This is a genomic window from Streptomyces sp. C1-1, from assembly GCF_050214755.1.
In the GTDB taxonomy this organism is placed as follows: domain Bacteria; phylum Actinomycetota; class Actinomycetes; order Streptomycetales; family Streptomycetaceae; genus Streptomyces.
Genome location: NZ_CP189826.1, coordinates 9594402 through 9617656 on the forward strand (window position 1 = coordinate 9594402; position 23255 = coordinate 9617656).

General features: G+C 69.9%; 25 protein-coding genes and 2 pseudogenes. 15 read left to right on the forward strand and 12 right to left on the reverse strand.

Annotated elements, in window-relative coordinates:
• Positions 1 to 248: 248 nt before the first annotated feature.
• The 4 genes and pseudogenes from ACQF4J_RS43785 to ACQF4J_RS43800 all read right to left on the reverse strand — a co-directional run bounded on the left by ACQF4J_RS43785 (position 249) and on the right by ACQF4J_RS43800 (position 2815).
• Positions 249 to 620 carry a hypothetical protein gene (locus ACQF4J_RS43785; protein WP_351584773.1) on the reverse strand — a complete coding sequence of 124 codons (372 nt, stop codon included), beginning with the start codon at positions 618 to 620 and terminating at the stop codon, positions 249 to 251.
• Between the two features lie 138 nt (positions 621 to 758).
• Entirely contained in the window at positions 759 to 1136 is a 378-nt protein-coding gene (locus tag ACQF4J_RS43790; protein WP_427168287.1) for a ricin-type beta-trefoil lectin domain protein, read from the reverse strand.
• Between the two features lie 53 nt (positions 1137 to 1189).
• A pseudogene (locus ACQF4J_RS43795) lies at positions 1190 to 1678 on the reverse strand (arabinofuranosidase catalytic domain-containing protein); the annotation flags it as partial.
• A gap of 321 nt (positions 1679 to 1999) precedes the next feature.
• Positions 2000 to 2815 (reverse strand): helix-turn-helix transcriptional regulator, encoded by an 816-nt coding sequence (locus tag ACQF4J_RS43800; RefSeq protein WP_351584775.1) that lies wholly within the window; start codon positions 2813 to 2815, stop codon positions 2000 to 2002.
• A gap of 71 nt (positions 2816 to 2886) precedes the next feature.
• Between ACQF4J_RS43800 and ACQF4J_RS43805 the strand changes: the two genes are divergently transcribed.
• Entirely contained in the window at positions 2887 to 3603 is a 717-nt protein-coding gene (locus ACQF4J_RS43805) for an SDR family oxidoreductase (RefSeq protein ID WP_351584777.1), read from the forward strand.
• A gap of 33 nt (positions 3604 to 3636) precedes the next feature.
• Here the strand turns inward: ACQF4J_RS43805 and ACQF4J_RS43810 are convergent.
• A pseudogene (locus tag ACQF4J_RS43810) lies at positions 3637 to 3720 on the reverse strand (IS5/IS1182 family transposase); the annotation flags it as partial.
• A gap of 166 nt (positions 3721 to 3886) precedes the next feature.
• Between ACQF4J_RS43810 and ACQF4J_RS43815 the strand changes: the two are divergent.
• Complete coding sequence (locus tag ACQF4J_RS43815; protein WP_427168288.1) at positions 3887 to 4207, forward strand: DUF6191 domain-containing protein; 321 nt, start codon at positions 3887 to 3889, stop codon at positions 4205 to 4207.
• Between the two features lie 169 nt (positions 4208 to 4376).
• On the opposite strand, the gene ACQF4J_RS43820 is transcribed toward ACQF4J_RS43815, so the two are convergent.
• From ACQF4J_RS43820 to ACQF4J_RS43830, 3 genes are all read right to left on the reverse strand, one after another.
• Entirely contained in the window at positions 4377 to 5006 is a 630-nt protein-coding gene (locus tag ACQF4J_RS43820; RefSeq protein WP_351806593.1) for a hypothetical protein, read from the reverse strand.
• A 164-nt stretch (positions 5007 to 5170) separates the two neighbouring features.
• Positions 5171 to 6394, reverse strand: a complete 1224-nt coding sequence (locus ACQF4J_RS43825; protein ID WP_427168289.1) for an NAD(P)H-dependent flavin oxidoreductase — start codon at positions 6392 to 6394, stop codon at positions 5171 to 5173.
• Positions 6391 to 6618, reverse strand: coding sequence for a 3-hydroxyacyl-CoA dehydrogenase NAD-binding domain-containing protein (locus tag ACQF4J_RS43830; protein WP_427168290.1), 228 nt, complete (start codon positions 6616 to 6618; stop codon positions 6391 to 6393). Before ACQF4J_RS43830 ends, ACQF4J_RS43825 begins: the two co-directional genes overlap by 4 nt.
• A 186-nt stretch (positions 6619 to 6804) precedes the next feature.
• Between ACQF4J_RS43830 and ACQF4J_RS43835 the strand changes: the two genes are divergently transcribed.
• The 7 genes from ACQF4J_RS43835 to ACQF4J_RS43865 all read left to right on the forward strand — a co-directional run bounded on the left by ACQF4J_RS43835 (position 6805) and on the right by ACQF4J_RS43865 (position 13827).
• Positions 6805 to 7788 (forward strand): aldo/keto reductase, encoded by a 984-nt coding sequence (locus tag ACQF4J_RS43835; protein ID WP_427168291.1) that lies wholly within the window; start codon positions 6805 to 6807, stop codon positions 7786 to 7788.
• A gap of 46 nt (positions 7789 to 7834) precedes the next feature.
• Positions 7835 to 8314, forward strand: coding sequence for a hypothetical protein (locus ACQF4J_RS43840; protein ID WP_427168292.1), 480 nt, complete (start codon positions 7835 to 7837; stop codon positions 8312 to 8314).
• A 403-nt stretch (positions 8315 to 8717) separates the two neighbouring features.
• Complete coding sequence (locus ACQF4J_RS43845) at positions 8718 to 9479, forward strand: DeoR/GlpR family DNA-binding transcription regulator (RefSeq protein WP_351584962.1); 762 nt, start codon at positions 8718 to 8720, stop codon at positions 9477 to 9479.
• A gap of 82 nt (positions 9480 to 9561) precedes the next feature.
• A complete protein-coding gene (locus ACQF4J_RS43850) occupies positions 9562 to 10920 on the forward strand; it encodes an ABC transporter substrate-binding protein (RefSeq protein ID WP_427168293.1) in 1359 nt (452 codons plus the stop codon).
• Positions 10921 to 10997: 77 nt separating this feature from the next.
• Entirely contained in the window at positions 10998 to 11957 is a 960-nt protein-coding gene (locus ACQF4J_RS43855) for a carbohydrate ABC transporter permease (protein ID WP_427168294.1), read from the forward strand.
• Positions 11954 to 12841, forward strand: a complete 888-nt coding sequence (locus tag ACQF4J_RS43860; RefSeq protein ID WP_427168295.1) for a carbohydrate ABC transporter permease — start codon at positions 11954 to 11956, stop codon at positions 12839 to 12841. Before ACQF4J_RS43855 ends, ACQF4J_RS43860 begins: the two co-directional genes overlap by 4 nt.
• On the forward strand, positions 12838 to 13827 hold the full coding sequence (locus tag ACQF4J_RS43865) for a zinc-dependent alcohol dehydrogenase family protein (RefSeq protein ID WP_427168296.1): 990 nt from the start codon (positions 12838 to 12840) through the stop codon (positions 13825 to 13827). Before ACQF4J_RS43860 ends, ACQF4J_RS43865 begins: the two co-directional genes overlap by 4 nt.
• Before the next feature lie 74 nt (positions 13828 to 13901).
• Here ACQF4J_RS43865 and ACQF4J_RS43870 read toward each other — a convergent pair whose 3' ends face one another.
• Positions 13902 to 14363, reverse strand: coding sequence for a GNAT family N-acetyltransferase (locus ACQF4J_RS43870; RefSeq protein WP_351573865.1), 462 nt, complete (start codon positions 14361 to 14363; stop codon positions 13902 to 13904).
• Positions 14360 to 14785, reverse strand: a complete 426-nt coding sequence (locus tag ACQF4J_RS43875) for an arsenate reductase ArsC (protein WP_351573862.1) — start codon at positions 14783 to 14785, stop codon at positions 14360 to 14362. Before ACQF4J_RS43875 ends, ACQF4J_RS43870 begins: the two co-directional genes overlap by 4 nt.
• Positions 14786 to 14902: 117 nt before the next feature.
• Here ACQF4J_RS43875 and ACQF4J_RS43880 point away from each other — a divergent pair, with 117 nt between their 5' ends.
• Both ACQF4J_RS43880 and arsB read left to right on the forward strand, forming a co-directional pair.
• A complete protein-coding gene (locus tag ACQF4J_RS43880) occupies positions 14903 to 15211 on the forward strand; it encodes an ArsR/SmtB family transcription factor (protein WP_351573859.1) in 309 nt (102 codons plus the stop codon).
• Positions 15208 to 16314, forward strand: coding sequence for an ACR3 family arsenite efflux transporter (gene arsB / locus ACQF4J_RS43885; RefSeq protein ID WP_427168297.1), 1107 nt, complete (start codon positions 15208 to 15210; stop codon positions 16312 to 16314). Before ACQF4J_RS43880 ends, arsB begins: the two co-directional genes overlap by 4 nt.
• A 91-nt stretch (positions 16315 to 16405) precedes the next feature.
• Here the strand turns inward: arsB and ACQF4J_RS43890 are convergent, their stop codons facing one another.
• Positions 16406 to 16783, reverse strand: a complete 378-nt coding sequence (locus tag ACQF4J_RS43890; RefSeq protein WP_351573853.1) for an ArsR/SmtB family transcription factor — start codon at positions 16781 to 16783, stop codon at positions 16406 to 16408.
• A gap of 126 nt (positions 16784 to 16909) precedes the next feature.
• Between ACQF4J_RS43890 and ACQF4J_RS43895 the strand changes: the two genes are divergently transcribed.
• The 3 genes from ACQF4J_RS43895 (at position 16910) to ACQF4J_RS43905 (ending at position 19602) form a co-directional block, all read left to right on the forward strand.
• On the forward strand, positions 16910 to 18292 hold the full coding sequence (locus ACQF4J_RS43895; RefSeq protein ID WP_427168298.1) for an FAD-dependent oxidoreductase: 1383 nt from the start codon (positions 16910 to 16912) through the stop codon (positions 18290 to 18292).
• Positions 18293 to 18314: 22 nt separating this feature from the next.
• Positions 18315 to 18800, forward strand: a complete 486-nt coding sequence (locus ACQF4J_RS43900; RefSeq protein ID WP_351804062.1) for an SDR family NAD(P)-dependent oxidoreductase — start codon at positions 18315 to 18317, stop codon at positions 18798 to 18800.
• 100 nt (positions 18801 to 18900) lie between these two features.
• Positions 18901 to 19602 carry a DUF2071 domain-containing protein gene (locus ACQF4J_RS43905; protein ID WP_427168299.1) on the forward strand — a complete coding sequence of 234 codons (702 nt, stop codon included), beginning with the start codon at positions 18901 to 18903 and terminating at the stop codon, positions 19600 to 19602.
• Positions 19603 to 19629: 27 nt separating this feature from the next.
• Here the strand turns inward: ACQF4J_RS43905 and ACQF4J_RS43910 are convergent, their stop codons facing one another.
• A complete protein-coding gene (locus ACQF4J_RS43910) occupies positions 19630 to 20967 on the reverse strand; it encodes a glycosyltransferase (RefSeq protein ID WP_427168300.1) in 1338 nt (445 codons plus the stop codon).
• Positions 20968 to 21231: 264 nt separating this feature from the next.
• On the opposite strand from ACQF4J_RS43910, the gene ACQF4J_RS43915 reads away from it, so the two are divergent.
• Complete coding sequence (locus ACQF4J_RS43915) at positions 21232 to 23223, forward strand: glycosyltransferase (protein ID WP_427168688.1); 1992 nt, start codon at positions 21232 to 21234, stop codon at positions 23221 to 23223.
• Positions 23224 to 23255: the final 32 nt, after the last annotated feature.

Below are 23255 nucleotides of genomic sequence, written 5' to 3' on the forward strand. Positions count from 1 at the left end.
GAACCTCGATGCATTTCTTTTCCCCCGTTGCACACCTATCTGACCGAATCCTAACGTCGGGATGGAATGTCCTTGTAGGGAATGATTCGGTCAACCTGTCCCTCGAGTGATGAGGCGCTCACCTCCTGGGACGAGCGGGACGTGTCCCTCCCCACAGAACACACGACCCCATGACGGCACGTCGGCAACACGAGTACCGGGAACCGTCCTTCGACGATTCCCGGGCACCCGCGTGCATGTCGGTCGCGCTACGGATTGAGCGTTATCGAGTTGATCGGCGTCAAGTCGAAGTGCTGGGAGTACTGCGCTTCGAGGGCCACGTGACAACCGACGCCGTTGTAGCCCGTGCACGTGCTCATGCTGGCGCCGCCGTACTGATTGTTGACGATCCAGTGGTCACCGTACTGGTTACTGAGGTTGTGGGCCCCGTAGCTCCAGTAGACGTTGGTCGGATGAGGATCGGCCCACGGGTTGACGTCCCGGCCGTAGATGCAGACGGCACCGTAAGGACAGCCCTGGTAGTCACCGTCTGCGGGCTTCGCCTGCGCCACCCCACTCATCGCCATCACAGCCGCTGCCGCTGCCGCGAAGGCGGCGGCGCCGCGGAAGATCTTGCGCATGTCTCCCCCTACTGCCGAGCCGGTCCCCTTACTGGCGTCACTATCCGGTGGAGAGCGGACAGGGCTGAACCATTTCGATGGTGCTCGAAAGGCCCGACGACTGGCGCAGCACTCCTGCGGCGAGCCCGCCCTACTCGGTCAGCTCAGGCTGAACTTCTGGGCGGTGGCGCCGTTGCAGTCCCAGATCTGCGGGCCGTTGCAGTCCCACAGTTCCACCTTGGTGGCGTTCGCCGTGCCGTTGCCCACGATGTCCAGGCAACGGCCGAGGGTGGATAGGGAGTTGTCGGGGTTGTGGGTCCAGTGCTGGTCCTCGGCATAGGGCTGGCAGTCCCACAGCTGGACGGCGGCGCCGTTGGTGCCGGTGTCGTCGGCGGCGACGCCGACGCACTTGCCGCCCGGTCCGGTGATGGTGCCCTGGGGGCCGTTCGGTACGTCGGTTTCGCCGCTGTAGCCGACGGAGGTGACGTTGGCCTGCACGGCGTTCTCGGCGGCGTCGGTGGGATAGCCGGAGACCATGACGCCCTCGAAGAACGTGCCCCGGTTGTGGCGATGGATACGGCGTCCATGTGTCCGTTGCCGGTGTCGGCCGGGGTGCTTTCGGCGTTGCCGTAGTCGAAGGAGCAGGCGGAGCCGACGTGGGTGCCGCTGGCCACCATGTAGACCCCTTCGGGCCGGCCGTTGACGGCGACGCCGGAGGCGACACCGGTGTAGCGGTAGCCGACGCCCGGCGAGATCCACAGGCCGTAGACCTTGTGGCCGCCCGCGCTGACGGAGATCTCGGAGGCGTCGGCGCCGCGGTCGGCGCCTATGCCGGCGGTGCCGGCGGTGCCGGCGGTGCCGGGGGTGAGGTCGTTGTGGCGGCTGCTGTGTTCGTAGATCTTCGTGATGCGGCAGCCGCCGCTGTTCGCGCAGAAGGCGTCCTGCGCCGCCGCGTTGGCGTAACCGCCCTGCGCGAGCAGGCCGATGTGGGCCGTGGCCCCGTCGGACACGCGGGTCACCTGGTAGAGCGGCCCGTTGTACGAGGACAGCAGGGCGCGGGTGACGCTGTGCGCGGCCACACACGGGGTGCCGGCCGCGGCGTAGATGTCGCACGGGAGCGAACCGGCTGCCTCGGAGGCCGTGGGGAGACCGAGCAGGACGCCGAGGGTGAGGACGAGCGCGCTCAGTGCGGAGGCCGCGCACCGCCAGGGTGAGCGCGCCGGGCACAGGTGGAGGTGGACCGGTTTTGGCGAGGATATGACATTATTTGTTGCCTTTCTTGGTACGGACTAAGAGCCCGCGCAGATAGGCAGCGTGGAAAGTGGGTGGGTCCAGGCCCCAGTGATCATGTAGTTGCGACGTTCTGTAACCACTGGCGAGGCCTGTGCCAGTCTGATGTTTCAGGTCGCCTGCCTGGCCAGCCTGTGCAGGGTCCGCGCGGCAGGTGATCCGGGGTCGGCCGTGATCAGGACGACTTCCTGGTCATCCTCGGGCACGAGCAGGACGTCACAGTTCAACCGCAGCGTGCCGGTCTCCGGGTGATCGAGGATCTTGGTGCGGTGCCCGGGGGCGTGGACCGGACGCGTTTGCCATATCTGTCGGAACTCCTCGCTGCCGGTGTGCAGTTCGGCCAGCAGAGCGGTCAGCTGCGGGTCATGCGGGTAGCGGTCGGCGGCCCGTCGCAGCCGCGCCACCACGATGTGCCCGAACTCCTCAGCGCTGGAGCTCTCGTACATCCGCCCCTGGCCAAGGAAGCGGCGCCGGGCCAGGTTCATCCTCCCGCCTCCGAGATCGCCGCCGAGCAGTGCCTGGGCCAGGGGGTTCCAGGCGACGACTCCGTACGCCGCATCAGTGACGATGGCACCGGTCTCCGGCAACCGCTCCAGCATCCCGGCCACATGCGGGCGTACCCGCCGCACGGCGCTGATGCCGGGCGGCGCGCTCGATCCCGCCAGGCGGAACAGGTGGCTGCGCTCGGCCGGCGTGAGCCGCAGTGCCTGGGACAACGCGTCCAGGATCCGGGTGGACGGCCGCGGGCCCCGGGCCTGCTCCAGCCGCGTGTAGTAGTCGACCGACATGTGGGCGAGTTCCGCCACCTCTTCGCGGCGCAGGCCTGGTGTCCGGCGATCGGTGCCCGTCGCCGTCAGGCCGATCTCGTGTGGACGCAGGCCCGCCCGGCGGTCCCGCAGGAAGCGGGCCAGCTCTTGCCGTGCCATGCCGCTTCCTCTCACTGCCTGGTACAGGTTGTCCCTGGCAGGGCGCGCACAGCCAGGGAACGGTAGTTGCCATGAACGATCGCACAGCTCTTGTCACCGGTGCCAACAAGGGCATCGGCAAGCACATCGCCCGGCTCCTGGCCGCCGAGGGCCTCACCGTGTACGTGGGCTCACGCAACCGCGGGCTCGGACAGCGAGCCGTCGAGGAGATCGGCGCAGGCGCCCGCCTGCTGGTCCTCGACGTGACAGATCTTGACGGCATCGCACGGGCCGCGAGCCGGGTGGACCGTCTGGACGTGCTGGTCAACAACGCCGGGATCTCACCGTCACTCGCCCCGCCGGCCGACACGAGCGTCGAGGAGTTCCGGCGCACATACGAGACCAACGTCTTCGGGGTGGTGGCGGTGACCAATGCCTTCCTGCCCGCCCTGCGCCGGTCCCCGCATCCGCGCATCGTCAACATCTCCAGTGGCACCGCATCGCTGACCTGGAGCACGAACCCCAACCCCCAGTTCACCCCGGGAAGCGGTGGCGCCGCCGCCTACCGGTCGTCCAAAGCCGCCCTCAACGCCCTCACCGTCCTTTACGCCCAGACGCTGGCCGAGGACGGCTTCAAGGTCAACGCGCTCGCCCCCGGCATGCGGGCCACCGACCTCAACCCCCTGGCCGCCGCTGCCGGCGACGACCCGGCCGAGGCCGCCCAGGGAGCCGCCCGCCTGGCCCTGCTGCCAGACGACGGCCCCACCGGTGGCTTCTTCTCCTGGGACGGAACGCCCGTGCCCTGGTGAGCGGCGCTGAGATCCCAGGCGACGGCACTGGCACGGATCGATCGTGGGATGCCTGGGCAACAACGCCGCGAATTGGTCCCACAGCGGGTCGGTCAGCCATGAAGGAAGAACGGGCACAGGTCTCCCAGTGGTCACAGAGCGTCGCAACTCCATGATCGCCGGGATCTGGCCTGCCTCCATGCCGGGCCTCCCCAGGCCGCCTATCTGCGCGAGCTCTAAAGTGGAGGCGCTGGGGCGTCGTCGACGGTTGACCGCCGACATCGAGCCGCGGGGATACTGAGTCATGGGATTCGTCTTCTTCATGACTCTGCCCGGCCTGGTCGTCGTCCTGACCCTGCTGGCCTTCGCCGACCAGTTGATGCTGCGCGCGGGACGGGCCGGCGTGCTGCCGTGGCGGAACAGCGTACGGCAGGGGCAGATATCGGCGACCGGATTCGAGCAGCTGCACGCGAGTCTTTCGCCCGGGAAGCAGAACGAGTTGAAGGAACGGCAGTCGGCACTCGTCATGCCGGACAACGAGGACGACGGAGCCCCGCCGAACAGGACCACGGTCGATCTGGCCGGAGGAACCGCGGTCGTCCGGATGCCTCGCCTGGACCGATGAGCCAACACCCCCGAGCGGTGCGGGGTGCGCGGGCCGCTGGCCGTATGGGTGGTGGAACACGGTGGCCCACTCGACCAGGGCGCTGGTCTGGTCGAGTGCGGCAGTGCGTGGGCCTTCCGCGCGGCACCGTGATCACCTGGAAGCCGCCGCAGCGGCTTGCCGACGGACGTCAGGCGGGCTGCTCTTCCGCCGCCTCGTCCCGCTGGGCGGCCTCGGCGGTCTCGGGGGTGGTGTAGAAGACGGACCTGCCTTGCTTGGTGCGCTGGGCCTGGTTCTTGGCCACGAGTCCTTCCAGCGTGAGACGCACGATCTTGGCCTTGAACTCGCGCTCGGGATGCTGCTGTTCCAGAGAGGCCGCGATTTCGGCGGCGGAGCGGGGCTCGTGCAGTTCGGTCAGGTGTTGGCGGACGAGATCGACGAGCTTGGTCGAGGGCGACGGCGCGGCCGGCGACGCGACGGCGGTCTTCTTGGCGGCCCGCTTACGTGCCGGGGCGGATGACTTGGCGGCGCGGGCCTGCTTGCTCGCGGCCGGTCGGGCCGATGTCTTCCGCTTGCGGGGAGCGGGAACCGCCGCGACGGCCTCCGCCTCCGGCTGAACGGACGCCGCCGGGCCCCCGAGAGCCTGCTGAATGTTCACCAGGACGGTCTGGTCCTGCTGCAGGGCGGACAACTGTGCCTGCAGTGCCTCGATCTCGCCCTGTACGCGCTCCTGTTCCTTGAGGTTGCGCTCAAGGTCGCCGGCCACCTGTGTGCTGTACTGCGAGGTCAACTCGGTGGTACTCGTCGTGGTTTCGGACATGGTGCTCACACCCTTTCCCGGGCGCCACGGCCGGTGGGTAGCAGGCTGCGGCATGTGCGGAATTTCATGCGTGTGCTGTTCATCCTGATAGCCAGGTTTGCGGCAGCGGTTACTGCTGCACACCTGCGTCCTAGCGATAGTACGGAAGACATGTGCATTGTTCTCTACCGGATGGCTGAAATCCAACAAATGAGTGCCTTGCCGTGGTCAGGGAGCAAGTTGTGTGCAGCGGTGCGCATGCCATGCCCTGATGAGCACGCGTGAAGGCCGGAAGTGTCTCGGAAACGAACAACGCGCCCTGCTGGAGGGCGAGTTGACCGGCGCGACAGGCCTTGAACTCCGCTTGTGCGTGGGACGACGGTCCGCCCTTGTGCCCGCTCGGCGTCGGCGAAGAGCTCGAACACTCGGCCGATCACGTCGTGTGCCTCGTTCACGATCCGTTCCACCAGATCCCCCGCCGGTGCGATGTCACGCACCAGTCCCTGTGACAGGCCGACGGACCAGATGCCGGTTTCGAGGTCGCCGTCCTCGAAGACCCGGCGCCCGCGCACACCGGCCACCAGGTGCTGGACGTCAGGGAACGTAACGCCGTCAGCCAGGATCCGGACGACCTTGTCGCTGACCGAGTTGCGGGCCACTCGGGCGGTGTTGCGCAGCTCGCGGAAGACAAGGTCGGTGTCGAGCTCGCCGGCCTCGACGATCCGTCGCTCGACCGGCTCGGCGACCGGTGCCTCCGTCGAACACAGGAAACGGGTGCCCATGTTGACCCCGTCGGCGCCCAGCATGAGTGCGGCCGCCAGGCCGCGGCCGTCGCAGAAGCCGCCGGAAGCGATGACAGGGATCGACAGCGCGTCCGCGGCGGCGGGAATCAGTATCAGCCCGGGTATGTCGTCCTCACCGGGGTGCCCCGCGCATTCGAATCCGTCGATCGAGACGGCTGCCACACCGAGTCGTTCGGCCGTGACGGCGTGCCGGACGCTCGTGCACCTGTGGATCACCTGGACGCCGTGTCCGGCGAAGAACTCCATGTGTGGTTCCGGGCTCGACCCCGCCGTCTCGACGATCGTCACCCCGGAGTCGACGATGGTCCGCCGATACTCGTCGTACGGCGGGGGCGTGATCGTCGGCAGGATCGTGAGGTTGACGCCGAACGGCTTGTCGGTGAGCTTGCGCGTGCGCTCGATCTCGCGCCCGAGGTCGGCCGGGGTGGGCTGGGTGAGGGCCGTGACGATGCCCAGGCCGCCCGCCTCGGAGACGGCGGCGGCCAGGTCGGCCCGGCCGACCCACATCATCCTCCCCTGGACGACGGGGTGTTCGATGCCCAGGAGCTCGGTGAGCCGGGTGCGCAGCGAGGCTCCGGCCGGGGCGCGCTCAGGCAAGGATCTCACCGCGCTCGGCGCGCTCCACCAGCGAGGCGGACGGCAGGAACCGCTCGCCGTAGGCCGCGGCGCTGCTTGAGCGGTGCCGACTCGAAGACCGCTTCGATGACGAGGTCGACTCCGGTGAAGTCGGCGGCATCGGCCGTCGTGCGGATCCGCCCCAGGAGCGCGTCGGACGCCTCCTGGGTCGTCCTGCCTTCCGCCAGTGCAAGGGGGACGGCCCGCGGAGTCACGCCTCGGAGCGGAGGTTCAGACGGTGGCGGCCGGAGCCGAGCCGCTCAGTGGGACATGGGCAATTCCAAGAACCACATGATCCCTCGAGGTGCGGTGATCCCGCACCTCGACAAACCCCTTTGAGACAGGTGCGCGGGCCACGGCAGGATGATCGCGGATCACCCGCCGTGTGAGAGGAACGTCGGATGAGGCTGAGGCGGCTCGGAAAGAGCGGTGTGCAGGTCACGGAACTGGGCTTCGGGGGTGGTCCGCTCGGCGGCCTGTTCGCCCCGCTGGACGACGAGACCGCCGCGGAGGCCCTCGAGGCGGCCTGGGACAGCGGGATTCGCTACTTCGACACCTCTCCGCACTACGGGATCGGACACTCCGAACGCCGCGTCGGCGGGTTACTGCGGAGCAGGCCGCGGGCGGAGGCGACCCTGTCGACGAAGGTCGGCAGGCTGCTGGTCCCGCAGGATCCGGCGGGCCGCACGGACGAGGCCTTCGCGGTGCCCGCCACGCACCGTCGAGTGTGGGACTTCTCGCGGGACGGTGTGCTGCGCAGTGTGGAGGACTCGCTCGAGCGGCTGGGCGTCGACCGTATCGACCTGCTGCTACTGCACGACGCGGAGGAGCACTTCGAGGACGCGCTGAGCCAGGGCCTGCCGGCCCTCGTCGAGCTGCGCGCCCAGGGAGTGGTGGGCGCGATCGGCGCAGGCATGTACCACCCCGGCAAGCTGACCCGGCTGGTCGAGGAGTCGGACGTCGATGTGGTGATGCTGTCCGGCCGCTACACGCTCCTGGACCAGAGCGCCCTGGACGAGTTGCTGCCCGCGTGTACCGATCGGGGAGTCTCGGTCCTCGCAGCCTCGATCTTCAACTCCGGCCTCCTCGCCACGGCCCGCCCCTCGGTCGGAGCCACCTTCGATTACGCCCCCGCCGCACCACAGATGATCGAACGCGCCCACCGCATCGCTGACGTCTGCGAAGCACACGGTGTGACACTCCCGGCCCTGGCGATGGCCTTCCCCCTGCTCCACCCGGCCGTCTCGGGCATCGTGGTCGGCATGCGCACCGCGGAGGAAGTACACCGCAACGTCGCCGCGTTCGCCACGGAATTCCCGGACCAGGTCTGGGACGACCTACGAGGCGAAGGACTGCTCGACGAGCGGGCACCGGTGCGCGCCTGACCAGGGGTGAGCCGGAAGGACACGAAACCCGCGTGGAGGGTTCGAGGTGGGTTACGCATTGCAGGCGGTGATCGCGGGCAACGAGTTGCTGCGGGCCGCGTCGCGGGAGGTCCCTGCAGCCCTGGTGGCGCCTCTTCGTCAGGGTCTGGCACTGATGCCGATGACCGATGAGGTCTTCGACGCCGTCACGGACGGCAGCGAAGAAGCAGCCCTGGGGTTCTGGCGGCTGCCGGGCGGCTTCGACAAGATGCTGGCCCAGTGGTCCGCCGCGGGACCCGTCGCGTATGTGGAGTCCCAGTACTTCGGTGGGGCCGGCGAGCAACGAGCGGCTGTCTGGGCCGACGGGGCACTCACGTTGGGACCGCTGGAAGATCCGGCGAAGAAGCGGTTCTCCAGAGCAGTCAGCCCCATCTCCCAGGCCCTCCAGCGGCTGGGCGCACGAGCGAGCCTGGCCGGGGACGAGTTCGAGGCCGTGGGCCTGGACCGGCACCGCAGCAACGAGGCGTGGATCGCGTCGAGCGCCTGACAGGGACGACCACACCTGCGGCAGCGGCCCTCATCCCTGCCGGGGTCGTTCGTGTGTCCCCGTGGCTCTCGGGGCGATCACGGAATGCCGGCTCAGGTGACCGGATTTCCGCCCCCGCGTCCCCGTCCCCGGTCCTGATCCATCCGGAAACGGGCACCCAACGGGCACGCATCAGTCCTCGAGCAGTCACCCGTTCCCCTTTCCCCGACGCGCTCCACCGCGGCGAGCAGGGATTCCGTGCTCCGAAAGACGGTCACATTCGGTCACGAACTTCGCTACGACGAGCCTGGTCAGTAGCCGCTGTCCCCTTGTAGAAATTTGGCCACCGGAGGCCGCACGGGACGGGCTCCGGACTCGGCCCACTCGGGCACACAACGCGGAGCCGTGGAACGGAGGTGTCGCCGTGGACACCGAGGAACGAAGACGTGGAATCCTGGAATCGGCACGCCGTGACGGCTCCGTCGACGTCGGGCAACTCGCCGTCGAGCTGAAAGTCTCCAAGGAGACCGTGCGGCGAGACCTCAACGCACTGGAAAGACACGGGCTGGTCCGGCGCACGCACGGCGGCGCACACCCCGTGGAGAGCGCGGGCTTCGAGACCACGCTCGCCTTCCGAACCACCATGCACGTCCCCGAGAAGTCCCGCATCGCGGCCGCCGCGGTGGAACTCCTCGGCGACGCGGAGACCGTCTACATCGACGAGGGCTACACCCCCCAGCTCATCGCCGCCGCCCTTCCCCGCGACCGGCCACTGACCGTGGTCACCGCCTCGCTGTCCACCGCCGGCGCCCTGGCATCCGCCGAGAACATCAACGTGCTGCTGCTCGGCGGCCGGGTGCGCGGCGGAACGCTGGCCACCGTCGACCACTGGGCCACCCGCATGCTGTCCGGCTTCGTCATCGACCTGGCGTACGTCGGCGCGAACGGCATCTCCCGCGAGTACGGACTCACCACTCCCGACCCCGCGGTCGGCGCACTGAAGGCCGAGGTCATGCGGGTCGCCGAACGCCGGGTGTTCTCCGGCGTCCACACCAAGTTCGGTGCCGTCAGCTTCTGCCGTTTCGCGCAGGTCACCGACTTCGAGGCCATCGTCACCGACACGGGACTGCACAGTTCCGAGGCCCGCCGCTACGCACTGCTGGGCCCCCAGGTCATCCAGGCCTGAGCCGCAGCCCACCTCTCGCACATCCCACCCTCAAGGCCCTGGGCCTGGTTCCCCATGCCCTCGAACACCCCTGGAGTCAGTCATGCGTACACGGAGAATGATCCAACTCCTCGCCACGGCCACGGCCGCCGGCTCACTGCTGGTCGCCTGCAGCGGCGCGGGTGGTTCGTCGAGCTCCGGTGGCGGCGGCAAGAGCATCAACGTGCTGATGGTCGGCAACCCGCAGATGGAGGACATCGCCAAGCTGACCAAGAGCACGTTCACCAAGGACACCGGCATCAAGGTCAACTTCACCATCCTTCCCGAGAACGAACTGCGCGACAAGGTCACCCAGGACATCGCCACCCAGGCCGGCCAGTACGACGTCGCCACCATCGGCGCCTACGAGGTACCGATCTGGACCAAGAACGGCTGGCTGCACGAACTGGGTTCCTACGCCGACAAGGACACGGGCTTCGACAAGGCCGATCTGCTCAAGCCCATGGTGCAGTCACTGTCCGGCGCCGACGGCAAGCTGTACGCCCTTCCGTTCTACGGCGAGTCGTCCTTCCTCATGTACAACAAGGACGTCATGAAGGCGAAGGGCGTCACGGTGCCCGAGCATCCGACTTGGCAGCAGGTCGCCGACATCGCGGCCAAGGTCGACGGCGCCGAGCCCGGCATGCGGGGTATCTGCCTGCGCGGTCTGGCCGGCTGGGGCGAGCTCGGCGCACCGCTGACCACCATGGTGAACACCTTCGGCGGCACCTGGTTCACCAAGGACTGGAAGGCGCAGGTCGACAGCCCCGCGTTCAAGAAGGCCACCAACTTCTACGTGGACCTGGTCAAGAAGCACGGCGAGGCGGGCGCGGCGCAGTCCGGCTTCACCGAGTGCCTCAACGCCATGAGCCAGAAGAAGGTCGCCATGTGGTACGACGCCACCAGCGCCGCCGGATCCCTGGAAGACCCCGCGTCCAGCAAGATCGCCGGTCACGTCGGCTACGCCTACGCCCCGACCGCCCAGACCAAGAGCAGCGGATGGCTGTGGAGTTGGGCCTGGGCCATGCCCAAGACCACCAAGAACGCGGACGCCGCGGCGAAGTTCATGCTGTGGGCATCCAGCAAGAAGTACGAGAACCTGGTCGGCCAGAAGCTGGGCTGGGCCCGGGTTCCCTCCGGCAAGCGGGCCAGCACGTACGCCATTCCGCAGTACCAGAAGGCCGCCGGGTCGTTCGGTGACATCACCCTGAAGTCCATCGAGCAGGCCGACCCGGCCAACCCGGGCGTCCAGCCGCGCCCGACGGTCGGTGTCCAGTACGTGGCCATCCCGGAGTTCCAGGACCTGGGCACGAAGGTCACCCAGGAGATCTCCGCCGCCATCGCCGGCAAGACCAGCGTGGACAAGGCGCTGAACGACGGCCAGAAGCTCGCCGCGGACGTCGCCAAGAACTACCAGAAGTGACCTTCACCGCCCGGCCGGCCCCGCATCGGCCGGGCACCGCTTCCCCACCCCGGCCGTCATCGGCGGAGGAACCATTCATGACCACGCTCACCGCCCCACCCAAGACAGCGTCCCCTCCCGTCCGCCCGCGCACATCCCAGGGCGCCGGCGCGTGGAAGCGCCGCTTCCCGCTGCTGCCGGCGCTGGTCTTCACGATCATCGTGACCCAACTGCCCTTCGTGGCCACGCTCGTGATCTCCACCTTGCAGTGGAACATCCTCAAGCCGGGCGAGCGGCACTTCGTGGGCCTGTCCAACTTCAAGTTCGTCTTCACCGATGAGCGGCTGCGCACGGCGGTCCTCAACACCGTCGTCCTCACCGCGTCGGTGGTGCTCATCAGCGTGGTCCTGGGCCTCGGTCTGGCCATGCTGCTGGACCGGCGGTTCGTCGGCCGGGGCCTGGCACGGACGATGCTCATCGCGCCGTTCCTGGTCATGCCGGTCGCGGCGGCGCTGCTGTGGAAGCACGCGATCTACAACCCCGACTACGGGCTGCTCAACGGCACCCTGAACGCCCTATGGCGCCTGTTCGGAGCCGCCAACGGCCCCACGGTCGACTGGGTCTCGTCGTATCCCATGCCCGCCGTCGTCATCTCCCTGGTGTGGCAGTGGACGCCGTTCATGATGCTGATCCTGCTGGCCGGTCTGCAGGCCCAGCCCGGAGACGTGCTGGAGGCGGCGCGCATGGACGGGGCGTCGGCGCTGCAGACCTTCCGCCACATCACGCTGCCGCACCTGCGCCAGTACATCGAACTGGGCGTCCTGCTCGGCACCATCTACGTCGTGCAGACCTTCGACGCGGTCTACACGATCACCCAGGGCGGCCCCGGCTCCCAGACCACCAACCTGCCCTACGAGATCTACCTGACCATGTTCCGCAAGTACGAGTACGGCCAGGCGGCCGCCGCCGGCGTGGTCGTCGTCCTGGGCTCGATCGTGATCGCGACCTTCGCGCTGCGCACCATCGCGTCCCTGTTCCGCGAGGAGGTGTCCCGATGACCGCTCACGCAGCGACAACCCTGCCCGGCGCGAGGCTGAGGAAACTCGTCCGCCGCCGAGACGACCACGGCGGTGCGCCGAAGCTGTCCCCGCTGTGGACGTTCGTGGCCTGGCTCGCGACGCTGGCGTTCTTCGCGCCGGTGGCCTGGATGGTCCTCACCTCCTTCCACCAGGAGGCCGACGCGGCCACCAACCCGCCCAGCCTCCTCGCGCCCCTCACCTTCGACCAGTACAAGCTGCTGTTCAGCCGCGACATCACCCCGTTCCTCCTCAACTCGGCCATGGCCAGCGTCATTTCGACCCTGCTGGTCCTCGCCCTGGCCGTCCCCACGGCCTACGCGCTGTCCATCAAGCCGGTGCGGAAGTGGACGGACGTGATGTTCTTCTTCCTGTCCACCAAGTTCCTGCCGGCCATCGCGGCCCTGCTGCCGGTGTACCTGATCGTCAAGGACGCCGGGATGCTCGACAACGTCTGGACCCTGATCGTCCTCTACACCGCCATGAACCTCCCCATCGCGGTGTGGATGATGCGCTCCTTCCTCGCCGAGGTCCCCAAGGAGATCCTGGAGGCCGCCGAGGTCGACGGCGCCAACCTGCTCACCGTGCTGTGGCGGGTCGTCGCCCCCGTCGCCATGCCCGGGCTCGCCGCGACCGCGCTGATCTGCTTCATCTTCAGCTGGAACGAGTTCATGTTCGCGGTCAACCTCACCGCGACCAACGCCTCGACCGCGCCGGTCTTCCTGGTCGGCTTCATCACCAGCGAGGGCCTCTTCCTCGCCCGGCTCTGCGCCGCCGCCACGCTGGTGTCCCTGCCCGTGCTCATCGCCGGTTTCGCCGCCCAGGACAAACTGGTCCGCGGCCTGTCCCTAGGAGCAGTCAAGTGAAAGCCGCCGTCATCGAAGCCCCCGGCCAGGTCACCGTCACCACGGTGCCCGACCCCACTCCCGGGCCGCGCGAAGTCGTGGTCGACGTGGCGGCCTGCGGACTGTGCGGAACCGACCTGCACATCCTTCAGGGGGAGTTCGCGCCGACCCTCCCCGTCGTCCCGGGCCACGAGTTCGCCGGCGAGGTCGTCGGCCTCGGCAGCGAGGTCACCGAACTCGCCCTCGGCGACCGGGTCGCCGTAGACCCCTCGCTGTACTGCAACGAGTGCCGCTACTGCCGGGTCGGCCGCAACAACCTGTGCGACCGCTGGCAGGCGATCGGCGTGACCGTGGCGGGAGGCGCCGCCGAGTACGCCGTGGCACCCGTCGCCAACTGCGTACGGCTGCCCGACCACGTGGACGTCCAGGACGCGGCCCTGATCGAACCCCTGTCCTGCGCCGTGCGCGGCTACGACGTCCTCAACAGCAGACTCGGCGCGCACGTGCTGATCTACGGCAGCGGGACCATGGGCCTGATGATGCTGGAACTCGCCAAGCGCACCGGCGCCGCCTCGGTGGACGTCGTCGACATCAACGCCGAGCGCCTGGCGACCGCCGAGAAGCTGGGCTGCTCCCAAGCAGCCGCGAACGCCGACGAGTTGGGCCACCCGCAGGGCTGGGACGTGGTGATCGACGCGACCGGCAACGCCGCAGCCATCCAGGACGGCCTGGAACGCGTCGCCAAGGCCGGCACCTTCCTGCAGTTCGGTGTCTCGGACTACGCGACGACGGCCACCATCTCGCCGTACCGCATCTACAACCAGGAAATCACCATCACCGGTTCCATGGCCGTCCTGCACAGCTACGAGCGGGCGGCGGAACTCTTCGCGACGGGAGTCCTCGATCCCCAGATCTTCATCAGCCACCGCATGCCCCTGACTCAATACCCGCAGGCGCTCGACCAGTTCGCTGCAGGCCAGGGACGCAAGATCGTCGTACTGCCGTAGCCCCCTCGTCGCACAGGTATCGTGTCCCGCCCGTGCGAACGGGTGAGGCGGGACGTCGGCCGACCGGCGGGACTTCAGCTCTGGATCCTGCGCAGGTACTGGGTGAGGGTCCGACCAGGGATCGACCCGGACGGCACACGGCCGACCGGGACGCCTCCCATGGCCTCATAGAAAGGCTCCGCGTTCGGGTCCGCGTCAATGGTGAACCGGCTGAAGCCCAGCGCCTCGGCAGTCTCCACCGCATGAGTGAACAGCAGTCGGCCGACACCCTGCCCAATGGCACGGGGCTCGACGAACATCATGCCGAGGACCCCCTGCGGTGGCTCGCCCTCCAAGGTCACGAAGCCCACGACGTCGCCGTCGCGCTCCGCAACGGCCGTGCGACGGCCGGCGAGTTCGGGACCTTTGAGGGTGAGTTCCTCGCGACACGACGCAAGAAACTCGGCGTCATACCCCCAGTGGGCCTTCGAACGAAGCGCCAGCTCGGTCAGGAAGCCGGCTTCCTCGTCCCGGGCGGGCCGGATCGAGATCGTCACTCGGCGCTTCCAGACAGCGTGTCGATCTCGGCGATCAGGGCCTCGACGCGCTTCTGGATCTCGTCGCGAATGGGGCGTACGGCCTCGACGCCCTTGCCCGCCGGGTCCTCCAGGGCCCAGTCGAGGTAGGTCTTACCGGGGAAGACCGGGCAGGCGTCGCCGCAGCCCATGGTGATGACGTAGTCGGACGCCTGGACGGCCTCGGTGGTCAGGATCTTCGGCGTGGCCGCGGCGATGTCGACGCCGACCTCCCGCATGGCCTCGACCGCTGCCGGGTTGACCTGGTCACCGGGGACGGAGCCGGCGGAGCGGACCTCGATCCGGTCGCCCGCCAGGTGGTCGAGGAATCCGGCGGCCATCTGCGAACGCCCGGCGTTGTGGACGCAGACGAACAGCACGGACGCGAGCGGGCTGGAGGACATCGTTCTTCCTTCGTCGATGGACCAAGAACGCAGGAGCGGCAGGATACTGCGGCGATGCGCATCCCGCGGATCAGTGCTGGCTGGTATCAGTGCAGAATGATGTGACAGTATCAGCCCATGATGACCTCGGTCGACCCTGACCTGATGCGGGTTCTCGCGGACCCGCTCCGCCTCCGGATCGTCACTTTGCTGGCCCAGGAGACGCTCTGCAGCACCCACCTCATCGAGGAGACCGGTGCGAAGCAGACCAATGTCTCCAACCACCTGAGAGTGCTGCGTGAGGCGGGGGTCGTGGAGACCGAACCGTGTGGCCGGTACCTGTACTACAGGCTGCGTCCCGACGTCATCGCCTCGCTCGCCGGCCAGTTCGCCGGACTGGCCGAGTCCGCCCGCCGCGCCGCCGACAACAAGAGGGCCTGCCCGTGACCCGCACAGAAGCCACGACCACCGGGGAGTCCTCGGTCGTCGCGAAGCTGTCGACGCTCGACCGATTCCTCGCGGTCTGGATCCTGGCCGCCATGGCCGCCGGCCTCGGTCTGGGCCGGGCGGTACCCGGCCTGAACGACGCCCTCGCCGAGGTCGAGATCGGCGGCGTATCCCTGCCGATCGCCGTCGGCCTGCTGATCATGATGTACCCGGTCCTGGCCAAGGTCCGCTACGACAGACTCGACGCCGTCACCGGCGACCGGCGGCTCATGATCTCGTCGCTGGTCATCAACTGGCTGATCGGCCCGGCCGTGATGTTCGCGCTGGCGTGGATCTTCCTGCCGGACCTGCCCGAGTATCGCACCGGCCTGATCATCGTCGGGCTCGCCCGCTGCATCGCCATGGTCATCATCTGGAACGACCTCGCCTGCGGCGACCGGGAGGCTGCCGCCGTCCTGGTCGCGCTCAACTCCGTCTTCCAGGTCCTCGCGTTCGGCCTGCTCGGCTGGTTCTACCTCGAACTGCTGCCAGGCTGGCTGGGATTGGGCGACGGTCGGCATCTGGACATCTCCATGGGGAAGATCGCCCTGAACGTCGTCATCTTCCTCGGTGTCCCGCTGCTGGCCGGATTCCTCACCCGCCGCATCGGCGAAAGGAAGCTGGGCCGCGAAGGGTACGAAACGCGTTTCCTGCCGAGGATCGGCCCGTGGGCGTTGTACGGCCTGCTCTTCACGATCGTCGTCCTGTTCGCACTGCAAGGAAAGACGATCACTTCCCAGCCCCTGGACGTGGCCCGCATCGCACTGCCGCTGCTGGCCTACTTCGCGATCATGTGGTTCGGCACCTTCGCCCTGGGCAAGGCCATCGGCCTGGCCTACGACCGCACCGCCACCCTCGCCTTCACCGCCGCGGGCAACAACTTCGAGCTGGCGATCGCGGTGGCCATCGCCACCTTCGGAGTCACGTCCGGCCAGGCACTCTCCGGCGTCGTCGGCCCGCTGATCGAGGTACCCGTCCTGGTCGCGCTCGTCTACGTCTCCCTCGCCTGGCGGCGCAAGTTCGCAGCCGCCCGGCAACGCGTCCTCGCGCCGCAGGAGGGTTGAGGGACTGCCCGGACCACTCCGGCGTCGGGGCGCCGCCGCGGTGGGCGTGGGCGACAGAAGGACCGGGGCTGCGTGGAGCCCCGCATCCCGCTCACGTCGCCGACGGCGGAAGCGTCAGCAGCCTGCCCATCGTGGCCAGTACGGACGGCTCGACCCGGTAGTAGACCCAGGTGCCGCGCCGTTCGGAACTGAGGAGGCCGGCGTCCTTGAGCTTCTTCAGATGGTGGGAGACGGTCGGCTGTGAGACGCCGACGTCGGAGATGTCGCACACGCACGCCTCGCCGCCCTCGTGCGAGGCGACCGCGGAGAACAGCCGCAGCCGCACCGGATCACCGAGAGCCTTGAACATGCGCGCGGCGGTCTCCGCCTCGTCCGCGGTGAACGGGCGCTCGGTGAGGGGCGGGCAGCATGGTGCCGCCCCCTCACCGACGGCGGGCTCCAGCAGCGGCAGCACCTTGGTGTTCGACATGCATCTATGTTGACACATGTCGAACCAACCTTACTGATTCGATTAACGTCTATATTGACTTTCATCGAATCCATTGCCATGCTGGCCGCGTACTCATCGACGAATGTCGAAGCAAAGGGGAATCCCGTGGCTGTGCCCATCAACAGCGTGCCCGCGACCGACCAGCCGCCCGTCGTGGTCGTCGGCGCCGGTCCCATCGGCCTGGCCGCCGCTGCCCACCTCGTCGAGCGCGGCATCGAACCGCTGGTCCTGGAGGCCGGACCGTCCGCCGGCACCGCCGTACGGGCCTGGGCGCATGTGCGGCTGTTCTCGCCCTGGGCCGAGGTCACCGACCCCGCCGCCGAGAAGCTGCTCGCCCCGACCGGCTGGACCCGCCCCGACAGTGCCGCCTACCCGACCGGCGGCGACTGGGCCGAGAAGTACCTGCAGCCGCTCGCCGACGTCCTGGGCGACAAGGTCCGCTACGGCGCCACGGTCACCGGCGTCGCCCGCGCGGGCCGAGACCGCATCGTCGACTCCGGCCGCGACGAGCAGCCCTTCACCGTGCACCTTCGCACCACGGACGGCCGCGAGGAGCGGATCACCGCCCGCGCCGTCATCGACGCCTCCGGCACCTGGTCCACCCCCGGTCCGATGGGAGCGGACGGACTGCCCGCCCTCGGCGAGAAGGCCGCCGCCGACCGCGTCTCCTACCGCGTACCCGACCTGAGTGACCCGTCCGTCCGCGCCCGGTACGCAGGCAAGCGGACCGCAGTCGTCGGCTCGGGCGCCTCGGCTTTCACCGCCCTGGCCCACCTCGCCGACCTGGCGGAGGAGGACGACGCCACGCACGCGGTGTGGATCCTCCGGCGCGGCATCGGCACGGACACCTACGGCGGCGGCGAGGCCGACCAGCTCCCCGCACGCGGCGCCCTGGGGCTGCGTGCCAAAGCAGCCGTCGACAGCGGACACGCCGGCGCGGCCACGGGCTTCCGCGTCGAGGCCGTGGAGCGTGACAGCGACGACCGTCTGGTCCTGGTCGCCGAGGACGGCCGCCGCCTCGACCCGGTCGACGAGGTGATCGTCCTGACCGGCTTCCGCCCCGACCTGTCGTTCCTCTCCGAGGTCCGCCTGGGCCTCGACGAGCGCCTGCAGGCCCCGACCGCGCTGGCCCCGCTGATCGACCCGAACGTCCACTCCTGCGGCACCGTCTACCCGCACGGCGTCAACGAGCTCTCCCATCCCGAGCAGGGCGTCTACCTGGTCGGCATGAAGTCCTACGGCCGTGCCCCCACGTTCCTCGCGATGACCGGCTACGAGCAGGTCCGCTCCATCACCGCCGCCATCGCCGGGGACCAAGAGGCCGCCGAACGCGTCGAGTTGACCCTGCCGGAAACCGGCGTGTGCGGTGGCGCCGGTCTGTTCGACGACCCCGACGCCGCACAGGGCGGTGAAGGCGGCGGGTGCTGCGCCGCCCCGGCCACGCTCCAGATCGGCATCGGTGCCCCGGCCTCGACCGGCGGCTGCTGAACCTCCCGTCCACGAAGAGAGGTTGGCGGAGCTCGGCGGCCTGGACGGTGTCGTCGTGTGCGTCGGTGTCGCGGCCTTCGGGCCGGCCGGCGACGTGGAGGACGCGGTCTCCGAACATCTGATGGCGGTGAACGCGCTCGCCCCCATGGCGTTCCTGCGGGCCGCCGTGGACCGGGTGTCCGAGGGCGGTGTCCTCGCCGCCGTCACCGGGATCGTGGCCGAGTCGGCACCGGCCCGGATGGCGGACTACGCCGCCGCCAAGGCGGCGCTGGCCACCTGGCTGACCGCCGTCCGCCGCGAGCAGCGGCGCAGGGGAGTGAGCGTGCTGGAGATCAACCTGCCTCACATGGACACGGGCTTCGCCGGGCGCGCCGTCGTGGGCGAAGCGCCGCCGCTGCCGCGGGGCCTGGCGGTCCAGGAGGCCGTGGACACCATCGTGCAGGCGCTCTCCGAAGGGGCGAAACTGGTGCGCCCCGGCTCCGGTACGGCGCTCGAAGTGGTGCGGTAGGGCGGGCATGCCGAGAATACGTCTCGCGTACAGCCCTCCGTCCCACCACGCCCGGCCCGCGGAGGCGTTGACACCTCTGGCTCCCCATACGGTGCGGCGCGTGCTGTTCCGGCAGCAGTGGTGGGACCTGGTGTTCCTGCACTGGACGGCCGACCCGTTCGAGGTGGCCCGGCTGCTGCCGGCCGGCACCGTGCCCGACCTGCACCAGGGCCGGGCGTACGTCGGCCTGGTCTTCTTCCGCATGGACGACCTCGCCTTCGGCCGGACGCCCGCCCTGCCGTACCTGGGGAGCTTCGGCGAGGTCAACGTCCGGCTCTACAGCCGCGACGCCTCGGGCCGACGCGGGGTGGTCTTCCGCTCGCTCGACTGCGACCGGCTGCTGCCCGTACTGACCGCGCGTGGCGCCTTCGGACTGCCCTACCGGTGGTCCCGCATCAGCAGCCAGTGGTTCGACAACCGGCTGCTGTACAGCACGAATCGGCGCCAAGGTGCGCGTGCGGGGGCACGTGTGTGGCTGGACGTGGAGGACGAGCCGGTGGCGGCGGGACCGCTCGAGGCGTTCCTCACCCAGCGGTGGGGGCTGCACGAGCGGTTCCTCGGGCGCACCTACTACCTGCCCAACGCCCACCCCGCCTGGTCCTTCCGCAGGTGCACCCTGCTGGGGTGGAAGGACGACCTGGTCGCGGCGGCGGGTCTGTCGAGGCCGCAGGGCGAGCCCGTGAGTGTTCTGTACGCGCCCGGCGTTCCGGTGGTCTTCGGCGCGCCGGTGCCCCTGCCCGCGTCCGGCACGCGGCTCGGCTGACCCACCGTGGCACGCCGGCGGTGCGCATCAGTCCGTCGACGAATGCCGGCCCATGGCGGCCAGCAGCTTCCCGGCCGCCCACCCGGGCCCCCGCCGCCGTACCGACGCGGCCAGTTGGGGCATGCGCGGGCTCACGGTGAGCCACAGTGTCTTCAGCGCCGCGGGGACGTCGGCCGGCGACAGCCTGTTCGGGTCGAGCACCACACCGGCGCCCGCGCGCTCCGCGTCCCGGGCCACGGAGAACTGGTCGCTGGAGAACGGCAGTACCACCGCGGGCACACCCGCCCGCAGGCACTCGGTGAAGGAGTTGCTGCCACCGTGATGCACCATCGCGTCCACACGCTCCAGCAGCGCACGCTGCGGCACCGAAGGCACCACCACGGCCCTTGCGCCGGCGAGGTCGTCCAGCGCGGCGGCCCGTTCTCCGGCCGCGACGACGACCGACACCTCCGGCATGCCCTCGAGCAGTCCCTCGACGACGGTGCGCAGGACGTCGTCGCGCGCGGACAGGAACGTGCCGAGCGCGACGAGGACGACGCGCTCTCCGCTCGTACGCAGCATCTTCAGCCGCGCGTCCCATTCCGCGTCGAGGGGGTCCGGGACGGCGGCCATGTGCCCGGCGAACAGGCGCGCCGGGCCCGGTGGAGGCGCCGGCAGCCACGGGAACGCCGGGTAGGCGTAGACGACGGCGTGCGGTGAGCTCAGGGCGAAGGCCCGGCCCGGAGCCGGCCGGGAGGGTGCCTGTCGCCGGGCGAAGGCCGCGAACAGGGCGGTGAAGGCCTCGTCGTTCTGCCGCGCCGCGGCCTGCAGTTCCCGCAGCCGCTCCGCATCGGGCCGCAGCGCGTCGGGCCAGGCGTAGGGGACGCCGAAGTAGGCATCGGGACCGCAGAGCACGTAGCTGGGATGCCCGGGGCAGAAGGTCGCGTACGGCAGTCCCAGGCAGTGCAGCGCCAGGGTGACCGGGTAGCTGAGCTGGTCCACGACGTACCAGTCGGGTCGTAGCCGCCGGTCGGCCGAGCGCAGCGCGTCGAGCACGCCGTCCGGGTCGGCCAGCATGTCCGCGCGCCGGTGGCGGGCCTGGGCCAGCAACGCGGCTACGGCACCCTCCCGGGTGGCGTCGAGGAACTCCGCGAGCCGGGCAGCCTCCCGAGCGCCCTGCTCGGTCGCCTCGGCCACCCCGGTGTTGGCGTTGCGCGTCACGGACAGCGACTCGAAGCCCACCCCCGCCTCCCGGGCCAGGTGCTCGAACGCCGGAGCACAGGCGAAGTACACGTCCGCACCGCGCAGGCGCAGGGCACCGGCCAGCACCGACAACGGCCGCGCATGGGACATGAAGGGCGGACTGACGACAACGACACGCGGCATGCGAACCCCTCGGCCAGACATGTTCCGTCCGCTGCCCGTCGGAGCGGCGCCAGCGCATCGTAGCCACGTTCGGGCAGGTCGGACGCTGTGGCGATCAGCACCGCAGGCAGGTGCATCCAGAAGGCCGACACCCCGGGAACCACAGAGGTCAGCGCCGTCCCTGAGACAGGAGAACCCGTGGCCGGCACCGCTTACGCACCCCCCTCGGCGGCCCACGACCCCGGACGGTCAGCAGGAGTCGGCCACGGGGACCGTGACCCCTTGGTGACCGCCCGAACCGCGTTCTTCAACGGCTCCGGCTGGACCGCACACCTCCCCGAGCCGAGACACGACCGACGCCTTCCGGGCGCGACGGGCGAACTAGCGAGGCTGCTGGAAGCCGAGTACGGGCTGCGGCCACGGGCCGTGCCGCCCGGCGACGGGCCCGGCGTCGCCCGCCGGGACAAGGCCGTGGCGGGACTGCGCCGCGCGGCCCGCCTGGGCGTACCGCTGACGCCGGAGGCCCTGCTCGCCCACCGGGAGGGCGACCCACGGCTCATGGCCGTGTTGACGGAGCTGTGGCCGGAGACCGTGCGCTGGCACGGCCCCCGGCACGCCGAGGACGTGCTGCGCGCCATGCTCGGCGAGTCCTGCGACGGACCGGCCGCGGGCCACCTTCTGGACCTCGCGGTGGCCGCCGGCCTGCATCCCCTCACCCCGTCCGCGTGCGCGTCCCTCGCGCGCAAGAGCACCCACCGGGCAGTACGCCACTCCGCGTGGCGGTACCTGCGTCAGCTCCCCGGCGGTTCGGCTCACCTGCCCGGCCCTTCCGAGGCCGGGGATGTCTACGAACGGCTTCTGCTGGCGCCGCCGGCGCCCGTGCTCGGCCCGGAGCGGGACGGGCCCGCGGGCCGGCTGGTCGCCCAGAGCATGCTGCTGGGCGGCCTGGACACCCCCGGGCAGGGACTGAGCGGTGGACTGGCGGTGCTGCTGGGCGGGCTCGGCGACCGACTGGCCGCGACCGACGGAATAGCCGGCGTGATCACGGTCGTGACGGCCGGGCACGAGGACCTGGCGGCCGACGACCGGCTCGCCCACGAACGCGCGCCCGGGCAGTGGGTCCTGCGGCTTCCCGTGGACACGCCCTCAGCCCCCGCCCAGCCGGAGATGCACCGCCACCGCCCCGCACTCACCTGGCGGGCGGCCCGTCTGCTCGGCGGAATGCCACGGCCCTTGGACGTCCTGCACGTCAGATACGCCGACGACGGCAGCCTCGCGCTCGCCGACGCCGCCGAGCGCCTGAGCGCCGCGCTGGTCTTCACGGCCACACCCGACCCGCATCGCGGATTCGCCGAGCGCCATGCCGCGAGCGATCCGGCCGACCCGACGGCGGCGGAGGCACTGCGGCACGATCTGCACCGGGTGTTCCTGGCCGACCGGCTCGTCGAGCGCGCGGACACGGTCGTCGGCATCCCCGGACGCGGCGGCACACGCGAACTCGTCCGCCACTTCCCCGGCCTCGCCCGGCTCAACGAAGGACGCGGGCCCAGCGCGCCGCCCGAAGGCATCGCCCCCTACCGGCCCGCACCCGACGAGGACGACCGGCGGCGCGAGGCGCTGGAACGGCTCTACCGGGACGGGACACGCCCCGACGCCCTGGACCCCCGGGACCGTGAACTGCCCGTGCTGCTGTGCGTGGGCCGACTCCACCCGGTCAAGCAGCAGGACCTCCTGGTCCGGGCCTGGCTGGCGACGGGCGCCCACCGCACCACGACCCTGGTCCTCGTCGGCGGCAGTCCCGGCGCCGGCACGGCCGTCGAGGACGACATCCGGCGCCGTATCGACGCACTGCTCGCCGCGTGCCCGCAGGCCGCCGGACGGCTGGCGCTGCTGCCCGCCCTGCCGAACGCGGAGGTACGCCGCCTGCAGCGTGCCCTGACGCAGCGCACGACGGACGCCTGCTGCTGGTACGTGTGCCCGAGTGCGAAGGAGGAGTTCGGGATCGCGGTACTGGAGGCGATGGACGCGGGCCTTCCCGTGGCCGGTCCCCGCCGCGGGGGAGTCGCGCACTACCTCCGCGACCAGGTCAACGGCATCCTGATGGACACCTCCGGTCAGGCAGGGCTGATGCGGGGCCTACGGCGCATCACGGCCGCTTCCGCCGACGACCGACGCCGCTACGCGGCCGCGGGCAGGAAGCTGGTCGCCGAGCGGTTCTCCGTGGCACGCATGGCGGACGAACTGGCCGCCGAGTACGCCGCCCTGCACACGGGCTGACGGGCGGCTGCGCGGGGCTGTCGACAAGGGGA

What these genes read in the sequence shown, in the direction of transcription:
- ACQF4J_RS43785 (WP_351584773.1), bottom strand. Translation starts at nt 620, where the DNA reads ATGCGCAAGATCTTCCGCGGCGCCGCCGCCTTCGCGGCAGCGGCAGCG.
- ACQF4J_RS43790 (WP_427168287.1), bottom strand. Translation starts at nt 1,136, where the DNA reads ATGGTCTCCGGCTATCCCACCGACGCCGCCGAGAACGCCGTGCAGGCC.
- ACQF4J_RS43800 (WP_351584775.1), bottom strand. Translation starts at nt 2,815, where the DNA reads ATGGCACGGCAAGAGCTGGCCCGCTTCCTGCGGGACCGCCGGGCGGGC.
- ACQF4J_RS43805 (WP_351584777.1), top strand. Translation starts at nt 2,887, where the DNA reads ATGAACGATCGCACAGCTCTTGTCACCGGTGCCAACAAGGGCATCGGC.
- ACQF4J_RS43815 (WP_427168288.1), top strand. Translation starts at nt 3,887, where the DNA reads ATGGGATTCGTCTTCTTCATGACTCTGCCCGGCCTGGTCGTCGTCCTG.
- ACQF4J_RS43820 (WP_351806593.1), bottom strand. Translation starts at nt 5,006, where the DNA reads ATGTCCGAAACCACGACGAGTACCACCGAGTTGACCTCGCAGTACAGC.
- ACQF4J_RS43835 (WP_427168291.1), top strand. Translation starts at nt 6,805, where the DNA reads ATGAGGCTGAGGCGGCTCGGAAAGAGCGGTGTGCAGGTCACGGAACTG.
- ACQF4J_RS43850 (WP_427168293.1), top strand. Translation starts at nt 9,562, where the DNA reads ATGCGTACACGGAGAATGATCCAACTCCTCGCCACGGCCACGGCCGCC.
- ACQF4J_RS43855 (WP_427168294.1), top strand. Translation starts at nt 10,998, where the DNA reads ATGACCACGCTCACCGCCCCACCCAAGACAGCGTCCCCTCCCGTCCGC.
- ACQF4J_RS43860 (WP_427168295.1), top strand. Translation starts at nt 11,954, where the DNA reads ATGACCGCTCACGCAGCGACAACCCTGCCCGGCGCGAGGCTGAGGAAA.
- ACQF4J_RS43875 (WP_351573862.1), bottom strand. Translation starts at nt 14,785, where the DNA reads ATGTCCTCCAGCCCGCTCGCGTCCGTGCTGTTCGTCTGCGTCCACAAC.
- ACQF4J_RS43880 (WP_351573859.1), top strand. Translation starts at nt 14,903, where the DNA reads ATGATGACCTCGGTCGACCCTGACCTGATGCGGGTTCTCGCGGACCCG.
- ACQF4J_RS43890 (WP_351573853.1), bottom strand. Translation starts at nt 16,783, where the DNA reads ATGTCGAACACCAAGGTGCTGCCGCTGCTGGAGCCCGCCGTCGGTGAG.
- ACQF4J_RS43910 (WP_427168300.1), bottom strand. Translation starts at nt 20,967, where the DNA reads ATGCCGCGTGTCGTTGTCGTCAGTCCGCCCTTCATGTCCCATGCGCGG.